Below are 20,630 nucleotides of genomic sequence, written 5' to 3'. Positions count from 1 at the left end.
TATTGATGAAATCAGAGAAAAATATGCTCACGCGAAAGCGCCCGCCCAAGAGAAGTGCAAGAATGGTTGAGACTATCTATGGCTGTAAATGGTCCCTTACTGTCTATCAGCTTCTGGCTAGAGGGGTAAATCGACCGGGGGAAATGGTTCGCAGCGTTGAGGGTTTGACTACCAAAGTCCTGAATGAATGTTTACGTAGAAATATGGAGTTCGGGATACTGGAGCGGATCAGCTATGCAGAGATTCCTCCCCGTGTGGAATATAACGTTACAGAATTTGGACAGAAATTCCTGAGAATTCTGGACGACTTGGAAAAGCTACAAGAAGAAATTGACGGCTCAGATTTATCTGAAAGTAAATAACTTTATCCCACCAATACCTTCGAGTTACACTAAGTGTCTAAATGATACTTGTCTCTCGCTATGAATGAAAAAGACTATATAGCTCGTTATGAGAAGCGTAACTTTGACGCTCCTTTAGTTACTGTGGATGCAGTTCTATTTACCTATCACGAAGGCTTTCTCAAGGTGTTATTGGTTAAGCGCTCTGCTCACCCAGAGAAAGGGAAGTGGGCTTTGCCTGGAGGATTTGTCTCTGAAACCGAAGATAATAGTCTGGAGGCGACAGCTAACCGAAAGCTAAAAGAAAAGACATCAGTTATACCGCCCTATTTAGAGCAACTTTATAGTTTTGGAGGGCCCAGCAGGGATAAACGGGGGTGGTCGGTAACGGTTGCCTATACTGCCTTGATTGCCCACCAATGCTGTGCAAGTGCAATCAATACTGTGTCGAGTGTGGACTGGTTGCCTTACTCTCAGATATCTCAATTATCTCTGGCTTTTGATCATCAGGAAATTATTAGTCGTGCCCATGAGCGTTTGGTTCAAAAAGCGCTCTATACTATTGTGCCTGCATTTGCATTACCGGAAACTTTTACCTTGCCAGAGTTGCAGCAAGTACATGAGGCAATAATTGGGAAACCAATACAGAAAAAATCATTTCGCAGGCGAATTGAGCAGGCAAATTTGTTAGTAGATACTGGTGAAAAACGTTCTGAAAAAGGCCGGCCTGCAGCGCTCTATCGTTTGAGTGAAAGCTCCGCTGATCATAAATTTATAAGAAATTTAGAGCTTTAACTGAAAAATAGTTTAGATTCTTAAGATAAAAAATTATTAACTAATTTTTTATCTAGCTCAATCAAGTATTGGTATCCATAAGTACTATTTTCCAGGCCAGAGAGTAAACTGAAAGGAAGTTCCGAATCGTACTCTCTGGTAAGTGCTGCAAGCCCGCAGGCAATTGCGGCGACACTATCAGTATCACCACCAAAATCTATACAGGTCTTCAATAGTCCAAGGAAGTCTCGATTACTTTGTAGTGCTGTATTTACCGCAGCCAAGGTTTCTAAGGCATCACAGTTGACCTTGCCAGACCAGCTTCCTATTAATTTTAGGTTGAGCTTTTTCTCAATAAGCTTGGGCAACTCAATTAGAGCTGATTTTTGGTAGATTAATAGATGTGCCATTAGGGCAACTGCTTGAGCAGATAAGATCCCCTCTTCGGTATTGTGCGTAACGCTAGCTTGGCATTTAGCCACTGTTAGTAGTTGATCAATATCGGGAATGAGCCCAAGGGGTACTGAGCGCATTGCAGCTCCGTTACGTTTGCTGTGAGGCCTTATCTTGCGAGTTAAATCCTTTCCAGTTTCACAGCTATCGAGAAGGCCTTGAAAGCCTGATGCATATCCAAGGCGAGGATCACGCTTATAAGTGTGGATAAAAGCTTGTGCAAAGTCCGACTCTTGGGGATTCGAATTCTCAAGACGGAGCTCAGCAATAGCCAAGCTCATCTGAGTATCGTCGGTATAATAACCGGGTTTGATGCCAAGGGGATGAGAGATATACCCATTAGCATGATTGTTATTGTTAATAATCTCACGGCTACAAAACTCAAGTCCGGCTCCGTAGGCATCTCCAACTGCAATTTCCAATAACATCAAAGCCCCCTAAAAGATTACCGATTAGTTAATATTAACTGGCAACAGCCAATACATCTCTACCTTCAACAATAACAGCCCGTTCTCGAATAGTTTCCAAGTCTTGTTCTATAAGTAACTTTCCGTTGCGGTAGACGGTTTCCAGCAGATTATTACGGCTACCAATATCTTGCTCACGAATAGTGTAGGGCGTTCCGTCGGTACGATTTATTAATGCCAAGCGCCCTCTCTTGGAGCGCTTGCCGCTATCGGTGGCGGGGTCTTTGTAAACATCCCGCCATAGGCCATCGACTCGAACCGCACTGGCTTTCATGGCGAACCTCATGGTATCCCGGTTAACTTTTTGTAAAAGCTCACCTCCCATACCGAAGCTAATATTTTCAGCGCTCTGTTTTCTGGCCTTCATTGCGCTGAGGATGCCCTCAATGGTGTGTAGAGAAATCCCGTCACCCTGGATCACCCGAATAAAGTCAGGAAGTACTCGGAAACCTTTACTATTAATGGTCGCTCCGAATATTCTCATCAAGCGCTCAATAGTCTGAGTGACTATATCAACGGGATCGCCGCTATCCGGGCGAATTACCAGGGTGCCGCCATTATTTTCTACCCTCTCTTTTAATTCACCGCCCCAAATATTCTCGATAGCACTCCAAAGATCGTAGCTGTCACTCACTACGGCGACCAGACGATTGTCACCGCTGAATTGCGTCAGCATATTTTCATAGGCTTTGGCTTCCTGCTCGCGTCCCCAACTGGTCATGGTGCTGTGCTCTGCAGCGGGTATTGAAAATCCGGCCATTGGGGCTGCGTAGTAGCGGCGGCCGGCGAGTACGGCGGCAATGGTGTCTGTGCCTTGGAAATTTACCAGGTGAGCCAAGCCTCCAATCGCAGCTGTCTCTTCGCTGCTAGCACCGCGTGCGCCAAAGTCATGTAGCTTGAAGGGCAGTGAGTCGAGGCCCTCAGCAGTTTCCAGTAAATATCGTTGAATGACCTTTTTGGCTTCCCGGCTTTGGGTGGCAACTGTGGTGGGGTACCAAATTGCGCGCAGCAGGGCGGTTTCGATATAGCTGGTTAGCCAGAAGCACTGAGGGTCTGTATTGACTACTTGGGCTAAGACATTCCTAGTCGGGATAACGCTGCCCTCGGGGACTGCTTGAATCTCAATGGGCAGGTAACCCTGATGCTCCTGGAGAATGTATTCCCATCCCTCGCGATTAAATGGCAGGCCATGGGCCAGACAGAGCTCCTCTGCCTCTTCGATGTGCTCTGCGTTGATCGGCGTAGTCAGGTACTGCTTGATAAATGCCTGTAGGCCAAAGAAAACAGCCTCTTTGAACTGGCCACCCCGGCTCTCGATGTAGCTGCTGACATACTGGGTTCCCTCTGGGTACTGAAGGTAGTGGCTGGTTTTATAGCTGTCGACATTCAGGATTGGGTTGTACTGGTTCATCGCGGAAATCCTCCGTGAGTAGTTGTTAGCACCGGTCTCTCCAGTGCGGGTTTAGCCCTGTTATTGTCCAAAGGACACTAACAGGGCTAATAGTGTCTTTTGGATACTAAGCTGTCAAGTGTCGGCGTGTTTTTTTGGGGTATTGGTGGAGGTAATGTGGGCTGTTGAATGTGTAAGAGGTGGCAATTGGCCACCTCCTACCAGCTTTAGGCACCGCCAATCAGGGATTGAATGATGTAATAGTGGTCTTCAAATAGCTGCTGAGGGTCCAGATCAGCGAGGGGCACCCAGCGGGCATGGCGAGCGTCGTCACCGCCCTTTACCTTGGGTAGCTGTTGGCTGGGAGCCAGTTCTATGTAGTAGGCGTGTGTGATAGTCCTTCCACGGGCCGAGCGATAGGGTTCATCGAATACATCCTGCCGGCGTATAGATCCTTTCAACACTGGTGTCGGGACTTTAAGGCGTGTTTCCTCTCTCAATTCTCGCAGGCAAGCATCGATCAGTCGCTCACCGGGGTCGACAAAACCACCGGGCAGCGCCCATAAACCCCGCCCGGGAAAAGCTCGTCGCTCTATCAGCAGGATATGGCCAGATTGGACCACTACAGCATCGACAGTAACGTGAGTTGGCGGATAGGGAGCGGTGGCCCAGGAGGATCTGTAGCGCTGGATAAATGCCATTTCTTCGCGCATCTCGCCGTAGGCTGGATTGGTCTCCACAAACTCTCTTAAAGCGCCAACAGTGCCCTCTGGCAATTGCTTTTCCTGGCTGAGTGAATTCAACAAGCTATCGGCGCTGTCGGTAAATAGTGTCTCCCTAAAGGGGGTTGCACTGATTTCGTTGTGATTCTCCACCCCAAGGGATTCCCACTGGGGGAAGAGGTTGAGGTAAAAACCGCTCTGGTCTTTCTGGTGCCCGATTAATGCAATTTGGGGTGGCTTGTGGGGAATGCTGTGATGAGCAGTCACTATGCCGTTAACTGAGTTTTGTACATTGCGTACCCACAGTTCATCATTGTACGGCACATCCATTAAAGGTAGGCAGGTCAGGCGCTTGTTGTCACTCTCGCTTAAGCTTTTCCTGATAAATTGTTCCCGCTCGCGATGAGTCCAGGGGTTGCGAGGATTGCGGGGCTGGTTGGCGGAGCCAATCAGGATAATCAGGTGCTGGGCCTGAGCTAATCCGCACTGGACTACTTTTAGATGTCCGGAATGGAATGGCTGGAATCGACCGATAAAAACGGCAAAATCGTAGTGCTGGGCCATAGCAGCAAGCTCCTTGCTGTGAATAAACCCCGGTCTCTCCAGGGCTTGAATAATGGGTCTTGAAACATTATGTGTCTAATGGACACTAATGGCAAGTGGGCTTAAATTCAATTTTTAGTGGTTTATCGAAGAGGTGGGGTTATATTTCAGTGTCCGAGCCGATTTACTTTTTTTGAGTGTATGAGTAGAACTGATGTACCGCTGGTTGTTGTTCATTTCCTTATTGAGTTTGGAAGCCTTTGCGCAGGAAATAGAGCCATTTACCACTGATGGTTGTAGCGCATTTCCCGATGGAACTTTTGATCAACAGGAGTTGTGGCTCGACTGCTGTATTGCCCATGATTATGCCTACTGGAAAGGGGGCACATACGATGAACGCGAGCAGGCGGATAAAGATCTGGAAGTCTGTGTAGCTGGAACCGGGGAAGAAGAAGTTGCACTAATGATGTTACTTGGCGTTCGGGTTGGCGGTACGCCTTTTTTACCCACCCCATTTCGCTGGGGGTATGGCTGGCCCTATTTGCGTGGCTATAAGGCTTTGTCACCGGTGGAATTACAGGCAATAAAAAAATCAGAAGGTGAACTTTGACGGTAATTAGGAAAAGCTAGTCACAGAGACAAATTGTTCGCGTTTATTTGAGGTACTTTATTCAATAGGACTAACAGCTAAAGCCTGTAAATAAATATCTGCAAAACCCTCCTTGAGCCACTGCATCAAATTGCGCACCCGTAATAATTGGTGGCGTAGGGGCGGGCATACCATGGAGAGCTCGGTAGATTGAGACCAGCCGGGCAGAATTTCAACCAGGCGTCCACTGGCAATATCTGCCTGGACATAGATATCTGCCAGTCGGGTAATTCCAAGTCCCTCAATTGCAGCGCGATGCATTACCCTTCCGCTAATCAATTTAGTGCTGTTTTCAACTTGCACAACCTGTTGATTCTTACCTCGTGTTAGCAGCCATTGATCCACACTGCCGGAAATTAGCGGTACAGATGCTAAGTCAGCAGGTTTTTCTATAGGTCCATATTCTTGAAGGAACTGTGGGCTGGCTACGTATCGGGTTTTGATAGTGTGAAGTTTACGCACGATCAGCGAGGAGTCCGGCAAACTGCCCATACGAATAACCAAATCGTACTGGTCTTGAATCAAATCTACTCGGGTGCTGGAAAAGTCCAGATGAACTTTAACTGCTGGATTGGCCTGCTGAAACTTGATCACCAGCGGAGCAATCAAGCTCTCCCCGATAACGCCACCAACAGCGTTGATGCGGATGTTTCCCTCCAGTCCTCCCTTTGATTCACTGGCCCACTCGGCGGCTGAATCCAACTGCTGCATCGCTTGCTTGCAACGCAAATAGTAACCCTCACCAATCTCGGTAAGACGCAGTTGTCTTGTCGTGCGGTAGAGAAGCTGTATATCCAGGGTTGTTTCCAGCTCTGTGACCAGTTGGCTCAAATTGGCCTTGGAAAAGCCGCTGTCCCGCGCTGCAGCGGTGAAGCTTCCGGCATCGGCGACCTGAATAAATGCACGAATAGCGCGCCATGAGATATTGTTCATAAAAACCAAACAATGTTTTCCGATTGGTTGGGCTAATCATATTAGTCGGAATTCCTATACTGGGTCTACTTAAACAAAACTATCCGTCGGGATAACTCATTGAAGGAGAGAGAGCCCATGTCCAAACCACTCGTTGTTATTACTGGAGCCAGTTCAGGTATTGGTGCTGCCATTGCCCAACATATGTCTGCTGCCGGGCACCCTCTATTATTGTTGGCAAGACGTGTGGACAAACTGGAAGCTTTAAATCTGCCAAATACTCTTTGCAGGAAAGTGGATGTGACTGATATGGCAGCCTTGCGCGAGGCAATTCGTGAGGCTGAGACTCAGTTTGGTCCGGTTGATTGCCTGATTAACAATGCCGGCAAAATGTTATTGGGCAATATTGAAACCCAGAACCCCGATGAGTGGCGGCAAATGTTTGATGTGAATGTATTGGCCTTACTTAACGGTATACAGGCGGTTTTGGAAGATATGAAAGCTCGCCACTCTGGGACTATTATCAATGTCAGTTCTATTGCCGGTGTAAAAACATTTATCAATCATGCCGCGTACTGCGGTACCAAATATGCTGTCTCTGCTATTGGTGAAACCGTGCGTGAGGAAGTGGCGCCTAGCGGAGTACGTGTCATGACTATATGCCCCGGCGCGGTGGAAACAGAGCTGCTAAGCCACACTACCTCAGCAGAAATTATTGAGGCCTATCAACAATGGAAAGAATCCATTGGTGGCGCAATTAATGCAGAGGATATTGCTCGCACAGCACTGTTCATGTACTCCCAGCCCCAGCATGTGAATATTCGAGAGGTTCAAATTGCAGCAACAGGGCAGGGACAGTAATCCTGATTTTGTACCGCGCAAACACTAATCGTTTTTCCAAGCAATATTTCTTTTGCTAATATTCCCTACTTAAGCCAGCTAACCGGAGCTGGCTTAGGCTGGAATGGATAGTAAAGGATATGGAGATATCAGTGCGAAGAACAATTTTAATTGCCGGCCTGATTTTATGTTCCTCTGCGTTTGCACAGCAAAATACAGATGAACAAGAGAGTGGCGTAGCGGAAACGGCAAAATCAGTGATGTCTAATATCGTCAGCTTTGGTAAAAACCTGATGGATGGTGCCAGTGAAGGTGTGGTTGATGGACGTAAAACAGGGCAGAGTACTGATGGTGCTGTACTTATCAATACGCTGGAAGATCTCAATAAGTATCTGGAAACCGATGTTATCGCCGTGACCGGCCATGCAGAGAGTGGTTGCTATGTTGAAGTTGGTTTTAAAAATCAAAATGACTTCCCCGTGAGGTTAATCGACCTAGATAGCTCCGAGGCAGTGATCCTCATTGACCAGGATGGCTATGCAACCAACTTGTTTAGGGGCAAAGGAAACCCTGAAGAACTCACGATTCCCAGTAATGCTGGACGCAAACAAAAGTTCTACTTTGCTATAGAGTGGGATCAAGTGCGTGAAATCCGAATTCTCGGTAAAGTCATGCAACCATAGCCAGTAACTGGCGCTGGAGAGAAGTGGAGCTGTGGCTGGGGTTGGGGATACCCAGCCTGCTACGCGGCTAATCGACTTCTTGAAATAGCTTTTGAATAGATGAGAAGTCCAAATCACTACCTCCGCGCAAATTGAGAATTCCATAGAGATTGCGCGCCATTGAGCCGAGAGGCGTATAGCTTTTACTTTGAGTGGCGGCTTCCTGGGCCAATCCCAGGTCCTTACACATAAGTCTTACCATAAAACCACCGCTATAGTTTTTACTCGCTGGAACTTCGGGCATTACTCCGGGATAGGGGTTGTAATTTTGTAGGGACCAGTTGGCTCCTGAACTCTTTAACATAATGTCGGAGAGCACATTGGGGTCGAGTCCATTATCTACCCCCATTTGTAGGGCTTCAGCGGTACCAATCATATGAATAGCCAGCAGCATATTGTTACAAATCTTTGCTGTTTGGCCAGATCCCGCTGCTCCGGCATAGAAAATATTGCTACCCATTGGCTCTAGAACTTCCCTGGCCCTGTCGACATCACCGGCCTCTCCCCCACACATAAAACTCAGAGTTCCTTTGGTAGCACCTGCCACTCCCCCGGATACCGGGGCTTCAATGGCTTGCAGGCCTTTGATTCTGGCTTCACGAATAAGGCGCTTAGAACTGTTGGAAGAAATAGTGGAGCAGTCGATAATCAAACAGTCGCGAGAAATACTGTCGAGTAGTTTGTCGGTATCAATATACAAGCACTCAACCGCCGCGCTATTAGGCAGCATGCTTACCACAAAATCTGCTTCCTCGACGGACTCTTGGGGAGAGGAACACTTTTTGATACCGCTTTCTACAGCGGTATCCAGTATTTCAGTGACCGGGTCAAACCCTTTAACTTCAAAGCCCGCCTTGACCAGGTTGGTGGCCATAGGCAGTCCCATATGGCCCAATCCTAAAAATGCGACTGTTTTAGTCATGCTGCTCTCCGGTTAACATTATTTGAGCTGTATGGTTAAGTTGGTGTGCTCTGCATGCTCTATATCACTGTCAAACCAGCGTGCCGTAACAGTTTTGGTTTCGGTATAAAACCGTACAGCTTGTTTTCCATAAGCGTGTTGATCACCATAAAAAGACGCTCGCCAGCCGGTAAAGCTAAAGAAAGGTAACGGCACTGGAATAGGCACGTTAATACCGACTTGCCCTACTAATATTTCGTGTTGGAACTTACGTGCGGCAGCGCCACTAGCCGTAAATATTGAGGTGCCATTGCCATAGGGGCAGTTATTGATTAATTGGATTGCTTCTTCCAGGGAGTCGGCATTTACCAGGCAAAGTACGGGACCAAAAATCTCGTCGGTATAGATCGACATGTCCGAGGTAACATCGGCAAATAGGGTGGGACCAACCCAGTTCCCACTGGGAAACCCTTCGACAGTAATTTCAGAGCCATCTAACACACAGTGTGCGCCTTCCTTTTTGCCCTGGGCGATATACCCAAGCACCCTCTCACGAGCAGCGGGTGATATTAGTGGACCGAAGCCCGCTTGTGTATCCTTCCAATGACCGGGCTTGATAGCTGACATAGCGTCTTTAATGTCGTCTACCCACTGTTGTGTCTCCCCAACAAGCACAGCGACGGAAATCGCCATACAGCGTTGCCCGGCAGCTCCGATGGATGATCCAACAATATTATTAATAGCTGCAGCCTTATTGGCATCGGGCATCACGACCATATGGTTTTTGGCACCGGCAAAAGCTTGAACTCGTTTTAGATGCTGGGTACCCGTCTGGTAAATATGCCGCCCCACGGGGACTGAACCAACGAATGAAATGGCCTGAATACCGGGATGTGTTAGAAGAAAATCCACCTGTTCCCTACCGCCATGTACTACCTGTAAAACACCTGCTGGAGCCCCCGCTTCAGCAAATAATTCGGCCAGTTTGCAAGGCGTGACAGGGTCCTGTTCAGAGGGTTTCAGAATAAAAGTATTCCCACAGGCAATCGCCATTGGAAACATCCACAGTGGAATCATTGCGGGGAAATTAAATGGTGTGATGCCCGCACAAACTCCAATAGGTTGTAGATAGGAGTAACAGTCGATGGTGTTGGCAACATTCTCTACGGTTTCACCCATCATTAGTGAAGCGATATTGGCTGCATGTTCAACAACCTCAATGCCGCGCCAGACGTCCCCTTTGGCATCCTCAAAAGTTTTACCTGTCTCCTCGCTGAGGATTTCAGCCAGCAGTTCCTGATTTTCTTTCAGAAGTGCCTGGTACCTCAACATAATCCGTGCCCGTGCGGTAACCGGGGTCTTTCGCCATTGGTCAAATGTTTCTTTGGCGGAAATTACTGCATTCTCCAGTTCAGTCGGGGTAGACAATGGCGCCTGTGTAAGAACATCGCCGGTAGCGGGGTTGGTTACATCCAGCCACTCAGTACTTTTGGACTGAATCCACTCACCATCAATCAATATTGGTAACTTGGAAGGAATATTCTTATTCATGTTAATTAAAGCGCCGAGAGGAGGGGATTTTATCCAACAGTTTAGGTGTTTATTCGCGATTAAAGAGGAATATCACGCTGCTTTTATAGCGATCCACTTTTAATTTAGTAGAGGATTGATTGGTCAAAAAATTAAAATAAATGTATTTGATTATCTTTGTAGAATAGATCGCAAATAATTAAAGCCCATAAGAAATGAAAAAAATAATCTTGCACTGTACGGCTAGTATCTTGTGGCTGGCAATTCGGCTTTGGATTAATGCCCAGTTTAAACGTTGTTGTCGTAATGTAACTAGTGAAGAGTAAAAGAGGATTATTCAATGTATTTTATGATAAAAAGAATACTGATTGTAATCGGATTAATGATATCTCCCATATTTGTTGGTGCTACCACTCTAAGTGACTTAAGTGCACATGAGCCTAGCTCTGACGAAACCTGGGCCGAGCAATGGTTCTATAACATTGCAATTCCCGATGTGGGATATTTCAAAGTTAGTTTACAAACCTATATTGCACCTGACTTTGCAGTTGCCAAGCCTAAAGCCTATATCCATTTAGCTTTTTCTTCAGAGACCGGAGCTACCACGAAGTATGATCTCTTTTATGATGAAGTGATCTTGAAGCACCCCGAAGGCATTGATGCGTTCTACTATGAAGTCCCGGGAGTAGTTGTGGCCGATGAGCAGGGTGTACAGGTCTTACATCCAGATTTCTTGTTTAATATGGAGTGGGCTGGTGAACACCACCATTACTGGCATGGGTTAAATCCCGGTCAAACCCCTTTTGGATTTATTCCTGAGATACCTGGGGTAGGAGGAAAGTGGTTCCTATATACGGTCGGTACCCCAGTCAATTACAGTTATTTTGATGGTTCTATGTCTCTAGCCGGTGCTGGCTATGCGCAATTGGATAAGGGCTGGTATGACAAAGAATCCAGTGCCGGTATGATCTATTCAATGGGGCTAACAGATGACCTCTACTATATGATTACCGGAGCTAAACTGGGTGACTCAGAGATTGAAATGTGGGCGGGGCGATATGTTTCTGAAGAGTATGATCTGATTTTTTTACCGGCTTTTAATGGTTTCTCTGTTAAGCGGGAAGCAGATGCCTGTTCAGGTTATCTACAAGTTGAACTTAACAAAATTTCATACAAGTTAGTTGTCGAATCAAAAGCAGACATTGCCAGCTTTTATCCACTGGAGTTTCCCTCTGTAATTATTTTTGGTGGTGAGCAGAGTTATATGAAATCCATGCAGGCAGATGTCAACTTCTATCTGTATCAATTTGGACAGTTGAAGGAGCAAATTCAAATGCCTCAGGCCTTGCTCGAATTTAGTGGGCCATTGGCGTGTGATGATTTTTTTGACTAAAGAAGAGTGGTATAAAAGAAGAAATTATTGGGTTTGCAGGAGTTAAATTAACTCCTGCAAATACTTTATTGTATCCATGCAAAGAAAATAGGTTTGTGAAATTTGTGTGAGCAATTGCAAAGCCTTGAGGCATTTTAGTTGTACATAGTTCTTTATGAAAAAGCTTAAATTCAATGTTTTTGGTAGGGAAGTCTTGATCGAAAGGCAGTCGAATAGCTGGGCCACATTCTAACAGAGCAATGAAGGTAAGCGTCGCAGTGCCGGGATATCAATACCTTCGGAAATTAGTGAGAAAGATTTAGCCCAATGCTAGGCAGATATCTGCCTAGCATTGGGCAAGTGAGCGGTACCCTGCTGTGGAGCGTATAAATACAAAATAAGTATATAAAATTTGGCGGGCGGTGGTGATCCAACTTCTCTTGAGGTCGTTTTATAAAAGACCAATAACTGTAAGAAATTTTGAGGTCGCCAAGGCTGCATTAGGAAAACGATGTACAGTTAAGTAGAAAATAGATGAAGCAAGTACCAAGGGCACCTGCTTCATATAGATAAATAAATATAAATATGGACTGAAGTTCTTAAATTACTCACTTACTCCAAATTTATTCGGGAAACTTCCTCTTTGTGACTAAAGCCATTAGTCTCAATATTAGATTTCAATTCTAATGTATAGGTGAGCAGGGTATAGTCTTTGGCATCGGCTTTACAGGTAAAGCCCATGGATTTTGCGAAACTGTCCACTCGTCTATTTTGTGCTGACTCAATCGAATAGATTCGTTCAAGCCCCTGATCCTGAGCGCAGTTGATGAGTCGCTTTAACATTAAGCGTCCCAAACCTAACCCCTGCCAGTCATCGCTCACCACAACGGCACACTCACAAGCGCGTCCGTCAACGTCAAGTGCGTAGTGTGCTATAGCAACAGCTCTTTGTGCTCTGTCACTACTGCAGAGTGCAATAAAAGCTTCATGTACATGGTGGTCGTTATCTGTGAGTAACTCCAATAGCTTTTGGCTGGCTTTACAGCTTCCGCCAATAAAGCGATCGCGGCGAGTTTCTGGAGACAACTGTTCAATTAGTTCTTTCTCAAGCTGGCCATCACTGCGACAAATGGGGCGTATTGAGACTTTGCGTCCATTGCCGAGGGTGATCAGCTCAACTTGGTGTTCAGTATTCACACTGTTGTTGGGTGACATAACGGTTCCTATCCTGGCTGCTTTGAGCAGCTTTGTTTTACAAGTTCGCAACGGGATGGGGTACCTCAAAGATAGACGCTCGCGCTGCGAACGTGAAACTATGTTACGGTCCTGAAGACGACCTCCCCAACAACTGCTCTGTATAAACCTATAAATGAAAGGAGTTTGGCTGGGTGAAACTATACAGTCAGCCTTTGTGTGGTATAGTACCGCCGCTGATTTTTCTCAGCTGCGTCATTTGTAGGCCGGTGATCCGCCGGTAGCCCCTCCGGAACTTTTCAAAAATTCTTCCAGGAAATTTCTACTGAATGCCGCGCGCCGGTTACGAGGACTGGCGATTAGACGGCTGTACACGCTGGGAGCAATACAGGCTCCCGATGTCGACTCCGATTTCTCTCTTCATTCCCTCAGGGGGAGTGAGTGTGTTTGATTGCGCCTGCGGCGCAGTTCGAGGTTTTTTTATGTTGTTTGAAGATCTGGGCCTTGCCCAGGAGATTGCCCGTGCCGTTGCTGAGCAGGGATACACTGCGCCTACGCCAATCCAGGCACAAGCTATTCCAGCGGTAATGAAGGGCAGCGATATTATGGCCGCAGCCCAAACTGGTACCGGTAAGACGGCTGGCTTCACTTTGCCGCTGTTGCATCGTCTTAGCCAGGGGGAGCGCGCTAGAAAAGGGCAAGTACGCGCACTGGTGCTCACTCCAACCCGTGAATTGGCGGCTCAGGTTTTCGATAATGTGCAGGGGTACAGCCAGTACCTGCCTATGCGCCATGCGGTGGTGTTTGGTGGTGTGAAGATCAACCCCCAGATTTCTCGTCTGCGAGGCGGAGCGGATATTTTGGTAGCTACCCCTGGGCGCTTGCTGGATCTGCACAATCAAGGGGCAATTCGCTTCGATCGCTTAGAAGCCCTGGTACTTGATGAAGCAGACCGCATGCTAGATATGGGCTTCATTCACGATATCAAACGAGTATTGAGGATTTTACCGGCTAAGCGTCAGAACCTTCTATTCTCCGCAACTTTTTCACCAGATATTCGTCAGCTGGCGAAAGGCTTGGTAAAAGACCCGCTGGAAATTGATGTCAGTCCACGCAACTCCACTACTAAATCGGTGCGACAGAAACTCCATCCTGTGGATAAGGCTCGAAAAACGAAACTGCTTAGTCATTTGATTAGGGAGAATAACTGGCACCAAGCCTTGGTCTTTAGTCGAACTAAACATGGTGCCAACAGGCTGGTGAAGCAGCTCGAAGGTGACGGCATCCTGGCAGCAGCCATTCATGGTAATAAAAGTCAAAATGCACGAACTCGTGCCCTGGCGGACTTTAAGGCTGGCAAGGTCCAGATTCTTGTGGCGACTGATATCGCGGCCCGAGGCATCGACATTGACCAACTGCCCCAGGTAGTAAATTTTGATTTGCCCAATGTGCCTGAGGACTATGTCCACCGTATTGGCCGCACAGGGCGTGCGGGCGCTCAGGGGCAAGCGGTATCCCTTGTTAGCGCTGATGAGATTAAGCAGCTTCGCGATATTGAGCGCTTGATCGGCAAGCCAATTCTCCGCGAGGAAATCGAAGAGTTTGAGCCGGACCACCAGGTGCCCGCATCCGGAAATCCAAAGCGGAGTGGGTTGCAAAAGCCCGGCTCCAGCAAGCGCCCTGCGAGTAACTCTCAGAAGAGTGAAGGGCGGCGTGAAGCGCGTGGCAATAGCGAGGAACGTCGGGGCAACCGCGGCAATGGACGCGGTAAGCCTGAGGGGCGTGGAAATTCTAGCGACCGCAGTGGTAAAGCTTCTGCGGGTAAAGGGGCCCCAGCCAAGCGCGCGGGCGGTAACGGTAAAGGGCGCGGTGCTGAGGCTGGCCGCAGTGATGGACAGAAACCACAACGAGCTCCGAGACGGCGTCCTAGTAGAGGACGTTCGGAAAGCGCTTAGCGTGTTTAATTAAAAGAAATAAAAAAGCGGCTTAGGCCGCTTTTTTATTTCTTAGAAAAAATCTAGGAGGTCCCTTTTAACTTCATCTATTTGCCTGCCTAATTTACTTAAAGAAATACATTTTTTTGTTTTGAAGGTTAATTTCTAAATTTATTTTTCGGTACTAGTGTCTGCTTTTGTGTCTTTTTCTTGATATTTTATTTCATAATTGATCACATTTCATTTTCACATTTTGTGCTAATTTGCTTCCGCTTTTGAAGCGATTTTACACAAGGAGATGTTGTGAAGCTTAAGTTACTCTCGAAATTCTTTGTTCTACCCTCTATTACCTTTCTATGTGCAAGTGCTGTGAGCGGGGAAGTTCAATTTCAGCCAGCAGAGATTTATTCGACAGGGTCAAGAGCGGAGGCTGTCGCCGTTGCGGACTTGAATAATGATGGTCGTGATGATGTGGTAGTGAGTACCTCCAGTAATTTTGATCCTGAGAATGATTTTAAGCTAAAGATATTTTTACAAGATGAGTATGGACAGTTACAGGAGCCCGTAGATTATTTACTGGATGGAGATGGCACAACTCTACCAAAATCAATTGATGTTGGGGATTTAAATGGTGATGGACTTCTGGATATTGCAGTTGCATTTGATGGTGAGCGAATAGATATTTTCTTTCAGCTTCATGATGGGACACTAGTGTTAAATGAATCTATCAGTTCATCTCGATCTAGCAAAATAGCTGTTGCAGATGTTACGGGGGATGGAGTTGACGATATTGTTGGAATAGGTTCTGAGGAAGTTGGACTTGCCATTTATGCTATGAAGGATGATCCGATAAATAATCGTTTGTCCTATATATATCTTATGGAGCCTGATGATTCAATCAGCTTGACTCTCAAAGATATGAACAGAGATGGTGTTGAGGATGTTATTACAGTTGTCAAGCAGTCAGTACGTAGTGCTTTGGCTGTAATGCTTTCCGAGTCAAATGGAAGTTTTGCTCCAATACAATATTATGAAATTGATGAGGCATTTTCAGTAAATAACATTTCAGTTGACGATTTGAATAGTGATGGTCGTGCTGATATATGGCTTTCTGTCGATGGAGAAGATTCAGATACTACTGAAATGGTTTTTTATCAAAAAGATAATGGGATATTAGAAAATACCATCTTTGCTTCAGTTGAGAATGCATATGGAATGTTGCTGGCCTATGACTTAAATAATGATTTAAGTAGCGAATTTATAGCGGTTCCTTTGCAGGGTAATACGATATCTATTCATAGAAAATTAAGTAGTGATAGGATGTTGGAGCATTTTTCATATGATATACCAGAAGATTCCTATAATAATTTTCAGGGGATAGATGTAGGAGATATTAATAGCGATGGAATTCCCGATGTTGTTATTGCAAGCCCCTCTACCGGTTTGGTCTTATTGAAGGGGAATAGCCAGGGTATTAACTTGGCACCTTTAGCAGATGCAGGAGATGATCAAGAAACCAGAAAAGACCAAATAATATTGTTAGATGGCACCCACTCAGCTGATAGAGATGGAAGCATTATAGATTATCGCTGGAGACAGGTTTCAGGTTCCCCTGTAACATTAAATGACACGAGTAATGGGTTTGCTACTTTTCTTGCACCTTTATCTAAATATTCGAATTTGGGTATGGATGAATCTTTGGTTTTCGAATTAGAAATTGAAGATAATGAAAATATAGTTTCTGTTGATAAAGCAATCATTACTTTGGATGGAAATATTCCTCCTACAGCAATTACAAATACCTTTCAGGTAGTAGGTGCTGATGAGGTTGTAACCCTAAATGGTAGTTCCTCAAGAGATTTATTCGGAGAGATTATTAGCTATGAGTGGAAACAAGTAGCGGGTGAGCCTGTAGAGCTGGAGCAAGAGTCAGAAACTACTGTCAGTTTTTCTAGTCCAGTATTAATATCTAGCTATCCGTTTATATCTTTTGAGATATTGGAGTTTGAGTTAGTAGTCACTGATAACGAAGGTCTGGAAAGCAGTGTTATTGCTCAAGTTAATGTACAGAAGCTTGCTCCGCCAATGGCAATTCCCGTCGCTGCCCAAACAGTTTATTCTGGGGAAGAGGTTCTTCTGGATGGTAGAATGTCCAGTGATGCTGACGGTGAGATCGTTAGTTATAACTGGCGTTCGCTTTCCGATATTGACGTAGTTAATTATCCTAATGGTACAGCTAGCTTTATCGCACCTATTATTTCTGCTGAATCGAGAGCCCTCCTTACTTTTGAGCTGGAGGTTGAAGATAATGATGGTCTTAAGTCGACTAGTATGATTAACGTGACTGTGGAGCGGAATATGCCTCCAATAGTACCTTCTGATTTAATGAAAATCGTTCAGCCGAACTCTCCCGTTATCCTAGATGCTTCAGGTGCCTTTGATAGGGATGGGGAAATAGTAAGTTATCAATGGCAGCAAGTATCTGGTCCTTCAGTTGCTATAGCTAATTCAAATAGTATTTCCGCTAATTTTACAGCTCCTTCGGAGCAGGTCACGTTAGTTTTTGCTGTAACAGTGACCGATGATGATGGAGAAAGTAGCACTTTTGATACATCAGTTAGAGTTTATGAGTTGATCCCTTCAAATTAATAGATGGAGCCCCAACGGGGCTCTTTTTTACTTTTATTCTGCCTATCTCTATATGCTTATTTGATCTAAGTTTTTTAATAATTTTAAAAAATGGTTTTCCTCCAAGCAGTGTGGTGGTTGCTTGAGGTTTCTATAAAATATATTTCCTCTAACTCATTGTGGGTGTTCATATTTTAGGTCTTGGTAATTATGGTTTGAGACTAGTGTCTGCTTTGCCATCTAATTCTTTGGGTTTTGCTTTTATTTCCATATTTTGTGCTAAATTGCGCCCGCTTTTTAAAGCAAATTACACAAGGAGATGTTGTGAAACTTAAATTACTTGCAAAATATTTTGCTCTTTCCTCAGCTGCTTTTCTGCTTGCAAGCACTGCAATTGGAGAGGTTCAGTTTCAGCCGGTAGAGATTTATTCCACAGGATCAAAAATAGAGGCAGTTTCTGTTGCCGATGTTAATAATGATGGACTTGACGATGTTGTACTAACTACATCGAGTAACTTTGACCCCGAAAATGACTTTAAGCTAAAAGTATTTCTACAGGATGAATTTGGTAGTCTGACAGGGTCTATTGACTACCCGCTTGCAGGTGGAGAGGTAAGTCTGCCTCAGTCAATTGCAGTAGGTGATCTTGATAATGATGATTTGAAAGATGTTATTGTTGGGCTTGATGGCGGCATAATTGAGGTATACCTGCAAGATCCTACTAACGGTTTAGAATATGCGGAATCTTTGGAGAACTCCTATTCTGAGCGAGTCGCAATTGTCGACCTTGGTAATAATGGTGATAAAGGAATTCTCGGGATTAGTTGGGGAGAGAATGGTGCTGTTATAACCCATAAAGTAGGGGAGTCATCTACCTATGTGAATAGCGCTAGCGATCTAGCTATTGAAAGTCCGGGGCAGGTGGCACTGGGTGACGTGGATGGAGATGGTATAACAGATATTTCTCTAATTGCTAACGGGTCTCTCCAAAATAGCTTGGTTGTTCTAGCGCCGGATGATTCTTTGAGGTTGAACGAAATTAGCAGTATTGAATTAGATGGAAATGCTGATGTTAATGATGATATTAAAATAAAAGGAATCGCAATTGGTGACCTTAATAATGATGGCCGCAATGATCTTTCGTTATCAATAGTGGGTGGAGGGCAGGATAATTTAAGGGTCGCTATATATTACCAGGGAGAAGATAGCTTATTACAGCAACCTGAAATTCACAGCTTTGGAAGTCCTCCTGGAGAGCTTTTAATAAAAGATATTGATAATGATGGCCTTGCTGATTTAGTTGTCTTGCCGGACAGTGGAGAGTTCTTAAGTATTTATCAACAGCAAGATGATGGTACCTTGGCTTTGAGTGAACAAATTGCCATTCCTGGTGCAACTTATACTAGCCCCCAGAGTATGGCTAGTGGAGATATCAACGGGGATGGTATTGCGGATATCGTTGTCGCAAATCCGTTACAGGGATTGGTTATATTAAAAGGTGGTGCTGGGCATATCAACCAGCCACCTACGGCTATCGCCGGTGAAAATCAAACTGTTGAAGGTAATTCGGCGGTACTGCTCAATGGTACTCTGTCTTCAGATTCCGACGGCAGTATTGTGGCTTACCGCTGGACACAGATTTCCGGTACGCCTGTTATCTTAGATGACTCTGGTAATGGTTTCGCTAGCTTTACCGCGCCCTCCGAAATTACTGGAGTTGTACAGGAGCTAATTTTCGAGCTGGAAGTTGAGGATGATAGGGGTCTAAAGAATACTAGCAAAGTGGCGGTTAGCGTTGGAGTTAATTTAGCTCCTGTTTTGATAGTCGATCAGCCAATGTCAGCATTTACTGCCGGCCAAGAGGTTACATTATCCGCAGGCCAGTCTTATGATCCTGATGGAACCATCGTTAGCTATCATTGGCAGCAGGTTTCTAGTGGCCCGCGTATTGAGCTGAAAGAGCTTGATGATGGTTCCGTAACCTTTACTGTTCCAAGGATAGTTGCAGAGCCAGGAGTGTCTTTCTCAGCACTAGTATTTACGATTGAGATTGAAGATAACGGTGGTGCAAAAACTGAACAGAAAAGGTTTTTTTTTGTTAAGGTGTTAACACCTCCTGTGGTCGGAAGCACTTTTCTAATAATAGTAGACCCAGGCGAGGAAGTCTTGCTTAAAGGTTGGGTTGGGGATAGTGACGGCCATATTGTAGATTATCGCTGGCGCTCACTCTCTGATATTGATATCGAATTAACAGTCCACGCCGACGGTAGTGCGAGCTTTTTAGCGCCCCAAGTTCCTTTGGGTACAGAAGTAGAACTGAAGTTTGAACTTGAGGTCGAGGATAACGATGGCCTGACAGCCACGGGTTTATTTACTGTAATTGTTAAGCAGAATATGCCCCCAAATATGGGTATTGGAACTATGAGAGTGGTTCAACCGAATACAAATGTGATTTTAGATGGTTCCTATTCAAATGATCCAGATGGATATATTGTGAGTCAACAATGGGAGCAAGTATCGGGTCCACCCGTTGAATTAGTAGATGCTAATAATTTAATTGCCAATTTTAAAGCTCCAGCAGAGCCAGCTGTATTGTCATTTAAATTGAGTGTCACTGATGACAGAGGGGCGACAAGCCAAATGACCGTCAGCGTAGATGTTGAGTTAGTTCCCCCGAAAGTAATAAGCACTACTCAAGAAGTTGAGCCCGGTGAAAATGTCTTACTGGTTCCTGGCATTTCTTGGGATGTCCCTGGTGCGCATATTGTCGACTATCGCTGGAGTTCCCTCTCCGATAGGGGTATTGAATTGATAACTCACGCTGATGGTAGTGCGAGTTTTATAGCACCACAAAACCCGGGAAGTGAGTTTACTCTGGAGTTTGAGCTGGAGGTTGAAGATAACAGTGGCCAAATAGTAACGAGTATATTTACGGTAATCGTAGAAGGTAACATTCCACCGTTTATGGTTATTGCATATGGGGCTGTTGGCGGTGTTAAGATTAATACAATTTCGACCTTGAGCGGTGGGGCTTCAAGAGATCAGGATGGAACTATTGTGAGCCAGAAATGGGAGCAAGTATCTGGCCCTGCAGTTGAATTGATTGATGCGGACAAGCTGACTGCTTATTTTATGACACCAGCAGAGCCCGCCACTTTGTCTTTCAAATTTAGTATTACGGATGATGATGGAGCAACAACTGAAAAAACTATAACCTTAGATGTTGAGGAATAGATAATTGTGAAAGTGAGCCCCAAG

The 20,630-nt window shown here is 45.4% G+C and carries 16 protein-coding genes; 9 read left to right on the top strand and 7 right to left on the bottom strand.

Annotated elements, in window-relative coordinates; translation table 11 throughout:
* Nucleotides 1-5: 5 nt before the first annotated feature.
* On the top strand, nt 6-362 hold the full coding sequence (locus tag ACJJI1_RS05530) for a winged helix-turn-helix transcriptional regulator (RefSeq protein ID WP_444907094.1): 357 nt from the start codon (nt 6-8) through the stop codon (nt 360-362).
* A 60-nt stretch (nt 363-422) separates the two neighbouring features.
* Nucleotides 423-1,136, top strand: coding sequence for an NUDIX hydrolase (locus ACJJI1_RS05525; protein ID WP_444958786.1), 714 nt, complete (start codon nt 423-425; stop codon nt 1,134-1,136).
* Nucleotides 1,137-1,156: 20 nt separating this feature from the next.
* On the opposite strand, the gene ACJJI1_RS05520 is transcribed toward ACJJI1_RS05525, so the two are convergent.
* From ACJJI1_RS05520 to ACJJI1_RS05510, 3 genes are all read right to left on the bottom strand, one after another.
* Nucleotides 1,157-1,996, bottom strand: a complete 840-nt coding sequence (locus tag ACJJI1_RS05520) for an ADP-ribosylglycohydrolase family protein (RefSeq protein ID WP_444958785.1) — start codon at nt 1,994-1,996, stop codon at nt 1,157-1,159.
* Nucleotides 1,997-2,030: 34 nt separating this feature from the next.
* Nucleotides 2,031-3,446, bottom strand: coding sequence for a nicotinate phosphoribosyltransferase (locus tag ACJJI1_RS05515; RefSeq protein ID WP_444958784.1), 1,416 nt, complete (start codon nt 3,444-3,446; stop codon nt 2,031-2,033).
* A gap of 206 nt (nt 3,447-3,652) precedes the next feature.
* Nucleotides 3,653-4,711, bottom strand: coding sequence for a bifunctional nicotinamide-nucleotide adenylyltransferase/Nudix hydroxylase (locus tag ACJJI1_RS05510; protein WP_444958783.1), 1,059 nt, complete (start codon nt 4,709-4,711; stop codon nt 3,653-3,655).
* A 193-nt stretch (nt 4,712-4,904) separates the two neighbouring features.
* Between ACJJI1_RS05510 and ACJJI1_RS05505 the strand changes: the two genes are divergently transcribed.
* Nucleotides 4,905-5,300, top strand: coding sequence for an FAD-binding oxidoreductase (locus ACJJI1_RS05505; RefSeq protein WP_444958782.1), 396 nt, complete (start codon nt 4,905-4,907; stop codon nt 5,298-5,300).
* Between the two features lie 57 nt (nt 5,301-5,357).
* Here ACJJI1_RS05505 and ACJJI1_RS05500 read toward each other — a convergent pair whose 3' ends face one another.
* A complete protein-coding gene (locus ACJJI1_RS05500) occupies nt 5,358-6,272 on the bottom strand; it encodes a LysR family transcriptional regulator (RefSeq protein ID WP_444958781.1) in 915 nt (304 codons plus the stop codon).
* Nucleotides 6,273-6,389: 117 nt separating this feature from the next.
* On the opposite strand from ACJJI1_RS05500, the gene ACJJI1_RS05495 reads away from it, so the two are divergent.
* A complete protein-coding gene (locus ACJJI1_RS05495) occupies nt 6,390-7,112 on the top strand; it encodes an SDR family oxidoreductase (RefSeq protein WP_444958780.1) in 723 nt (240 codons plus the stop codon).
* Between the two features lie 131 nt (nt 7,113-7,243).
* The gene (locus ACJJI1_RS05490; RefSeq protein ID WP_444958779.1) at nt 7,244-7,774 is read left to right on the top strand and encodes a hypothetical protein; all 531 of its coding nucleotides are present in this window, start codon (nt 7,244-7,246) and stop codon (nt 7,772-7,774) included.
* 67 nt (nt 7,775-7,841) lie between these two features.
* On the opposite strand, the gene mmsB is transcribed toward ACJJI1_RS05490, so the two are convergent.
* Both mmsB and ACJJI1_RS05480 read right to left on the bottom strand, forming a co-directional pair.
* On the bottom strand, nt 7,842-8,735 hold the full coding sequence (gene mmsB, locus ACJJI1_RS05485; protein ID WP_444958778.1) for a 3-hydroxyisobutyrate dehydrogenase: 894 nt from the start codon (nt 8,733-8,735) through the stop codon (nt 7,842-7,844).
* An 18-nt stretch (nt 8,736-8,753) separates the two neighbouring features.
* Nucleotides 8,754-10,265 carry a CoA-acylating methylmalonate-semialdehyde dehydrogenase gene (locus ACJJI1_RS05480; RefSeq protein WP_444958777.1) on the bottom strand — a complete coding sequence of 504 codons (1,512 nt, stop codon included), beginning with the start codon at nt 10,263-10,265 and terminating at the stop codon, nt 8,754-8,756.
* Between the two features lie 319 nt (nt 10,266-10,584).
* On the opposite strand from ACJJI1_RS05480, the gene ACJJI1_RS05475 reads away from it, so the two are divergent.
* The gene (locus ACJJI1_RS05475) at nt 10,585-11,637 is read left to right on the top strand and encodes a hypothetical protein (protein ID WP_444958776.1); all 1,053 of its coding nucleotides are present in this window, start codon (nt 10,585-10,587) and stop codon (nt 11,635-11,637) included.
* A gap of 591 nt (nt 11,638-12,228) precedes the next feature.
* Here ACJJI1_RS05475 and ACJJI1_RS05470 read toward each other — a convergent pair.
* Nucleotides 12,229-12,831: a GNAT family N-acetyltransferase gene (locus ACJJI1_RS05470; RefSeq protein WP_444958775.1), complete on the bottom strand. Its 603-nt coding sequence runs from the start codon at nt 12,829-12,831 to the stop codon at nt 12,229-12,231.
* A gap of 461 nt (nt 12,832-13,292) precedes the next feature.
* Here ACJJI1_RS05470 and ACJJI1_RS05465 point away from each other — a divergent pair, with 461 nt between their 5' ends.
* From ACJJI1_RS05465 to ACJJI1_RS05455, 3 genes are all read left to right on the top strand, one after another.
* The gene (locus tag ACJJI1_RS05465; RefSeq protein ID WP_444959362.1) at nt 13,293-14,765 is read left to right on the top strand and encodes a DEAD/DEAH box helicase; all 1,473 of its coding nucleotides are present in this window, start codon (nt 13,293-13,295) and stop codon (nt 14,763-14,765) included.
* A gap of 282 nt (nt 14,766-15,047) precedes the next feature.
* Nucleotides 15,048-17,393: an FG-GAP repeat domain-containing protein gene (locus ACJJI1_RS05460; protein WP_444958774.1), complete on the top strand. Its 2,346-nt coding sequence runs from the start codon at nt 15,048-15,050 to the stop codon at nt 17,391-17,393.
* Between the two features lie 303 nt (nt 17,394-17,696).
* On the top strand, nt 17,697-20,606 hold the full coding sequence (locus ACJJI1_RS05455; protein ID WP_444958773.1) for a PKD domain-containing protein: 2,910 nt from the start codon (nt 17,697-17,699) through the stop codon (nt 20,604-20,606).
* The last annotated feature ends 24 nt before the right edge of the window (nt 20,607-20,630 follow it).

The organism is Microbulbifer maximicatervae (SeqCode) (genome assembly GCF_052467065.1).
This window is presented reverse-complemented; position numbering and strand designations above follow the sequence as displayed.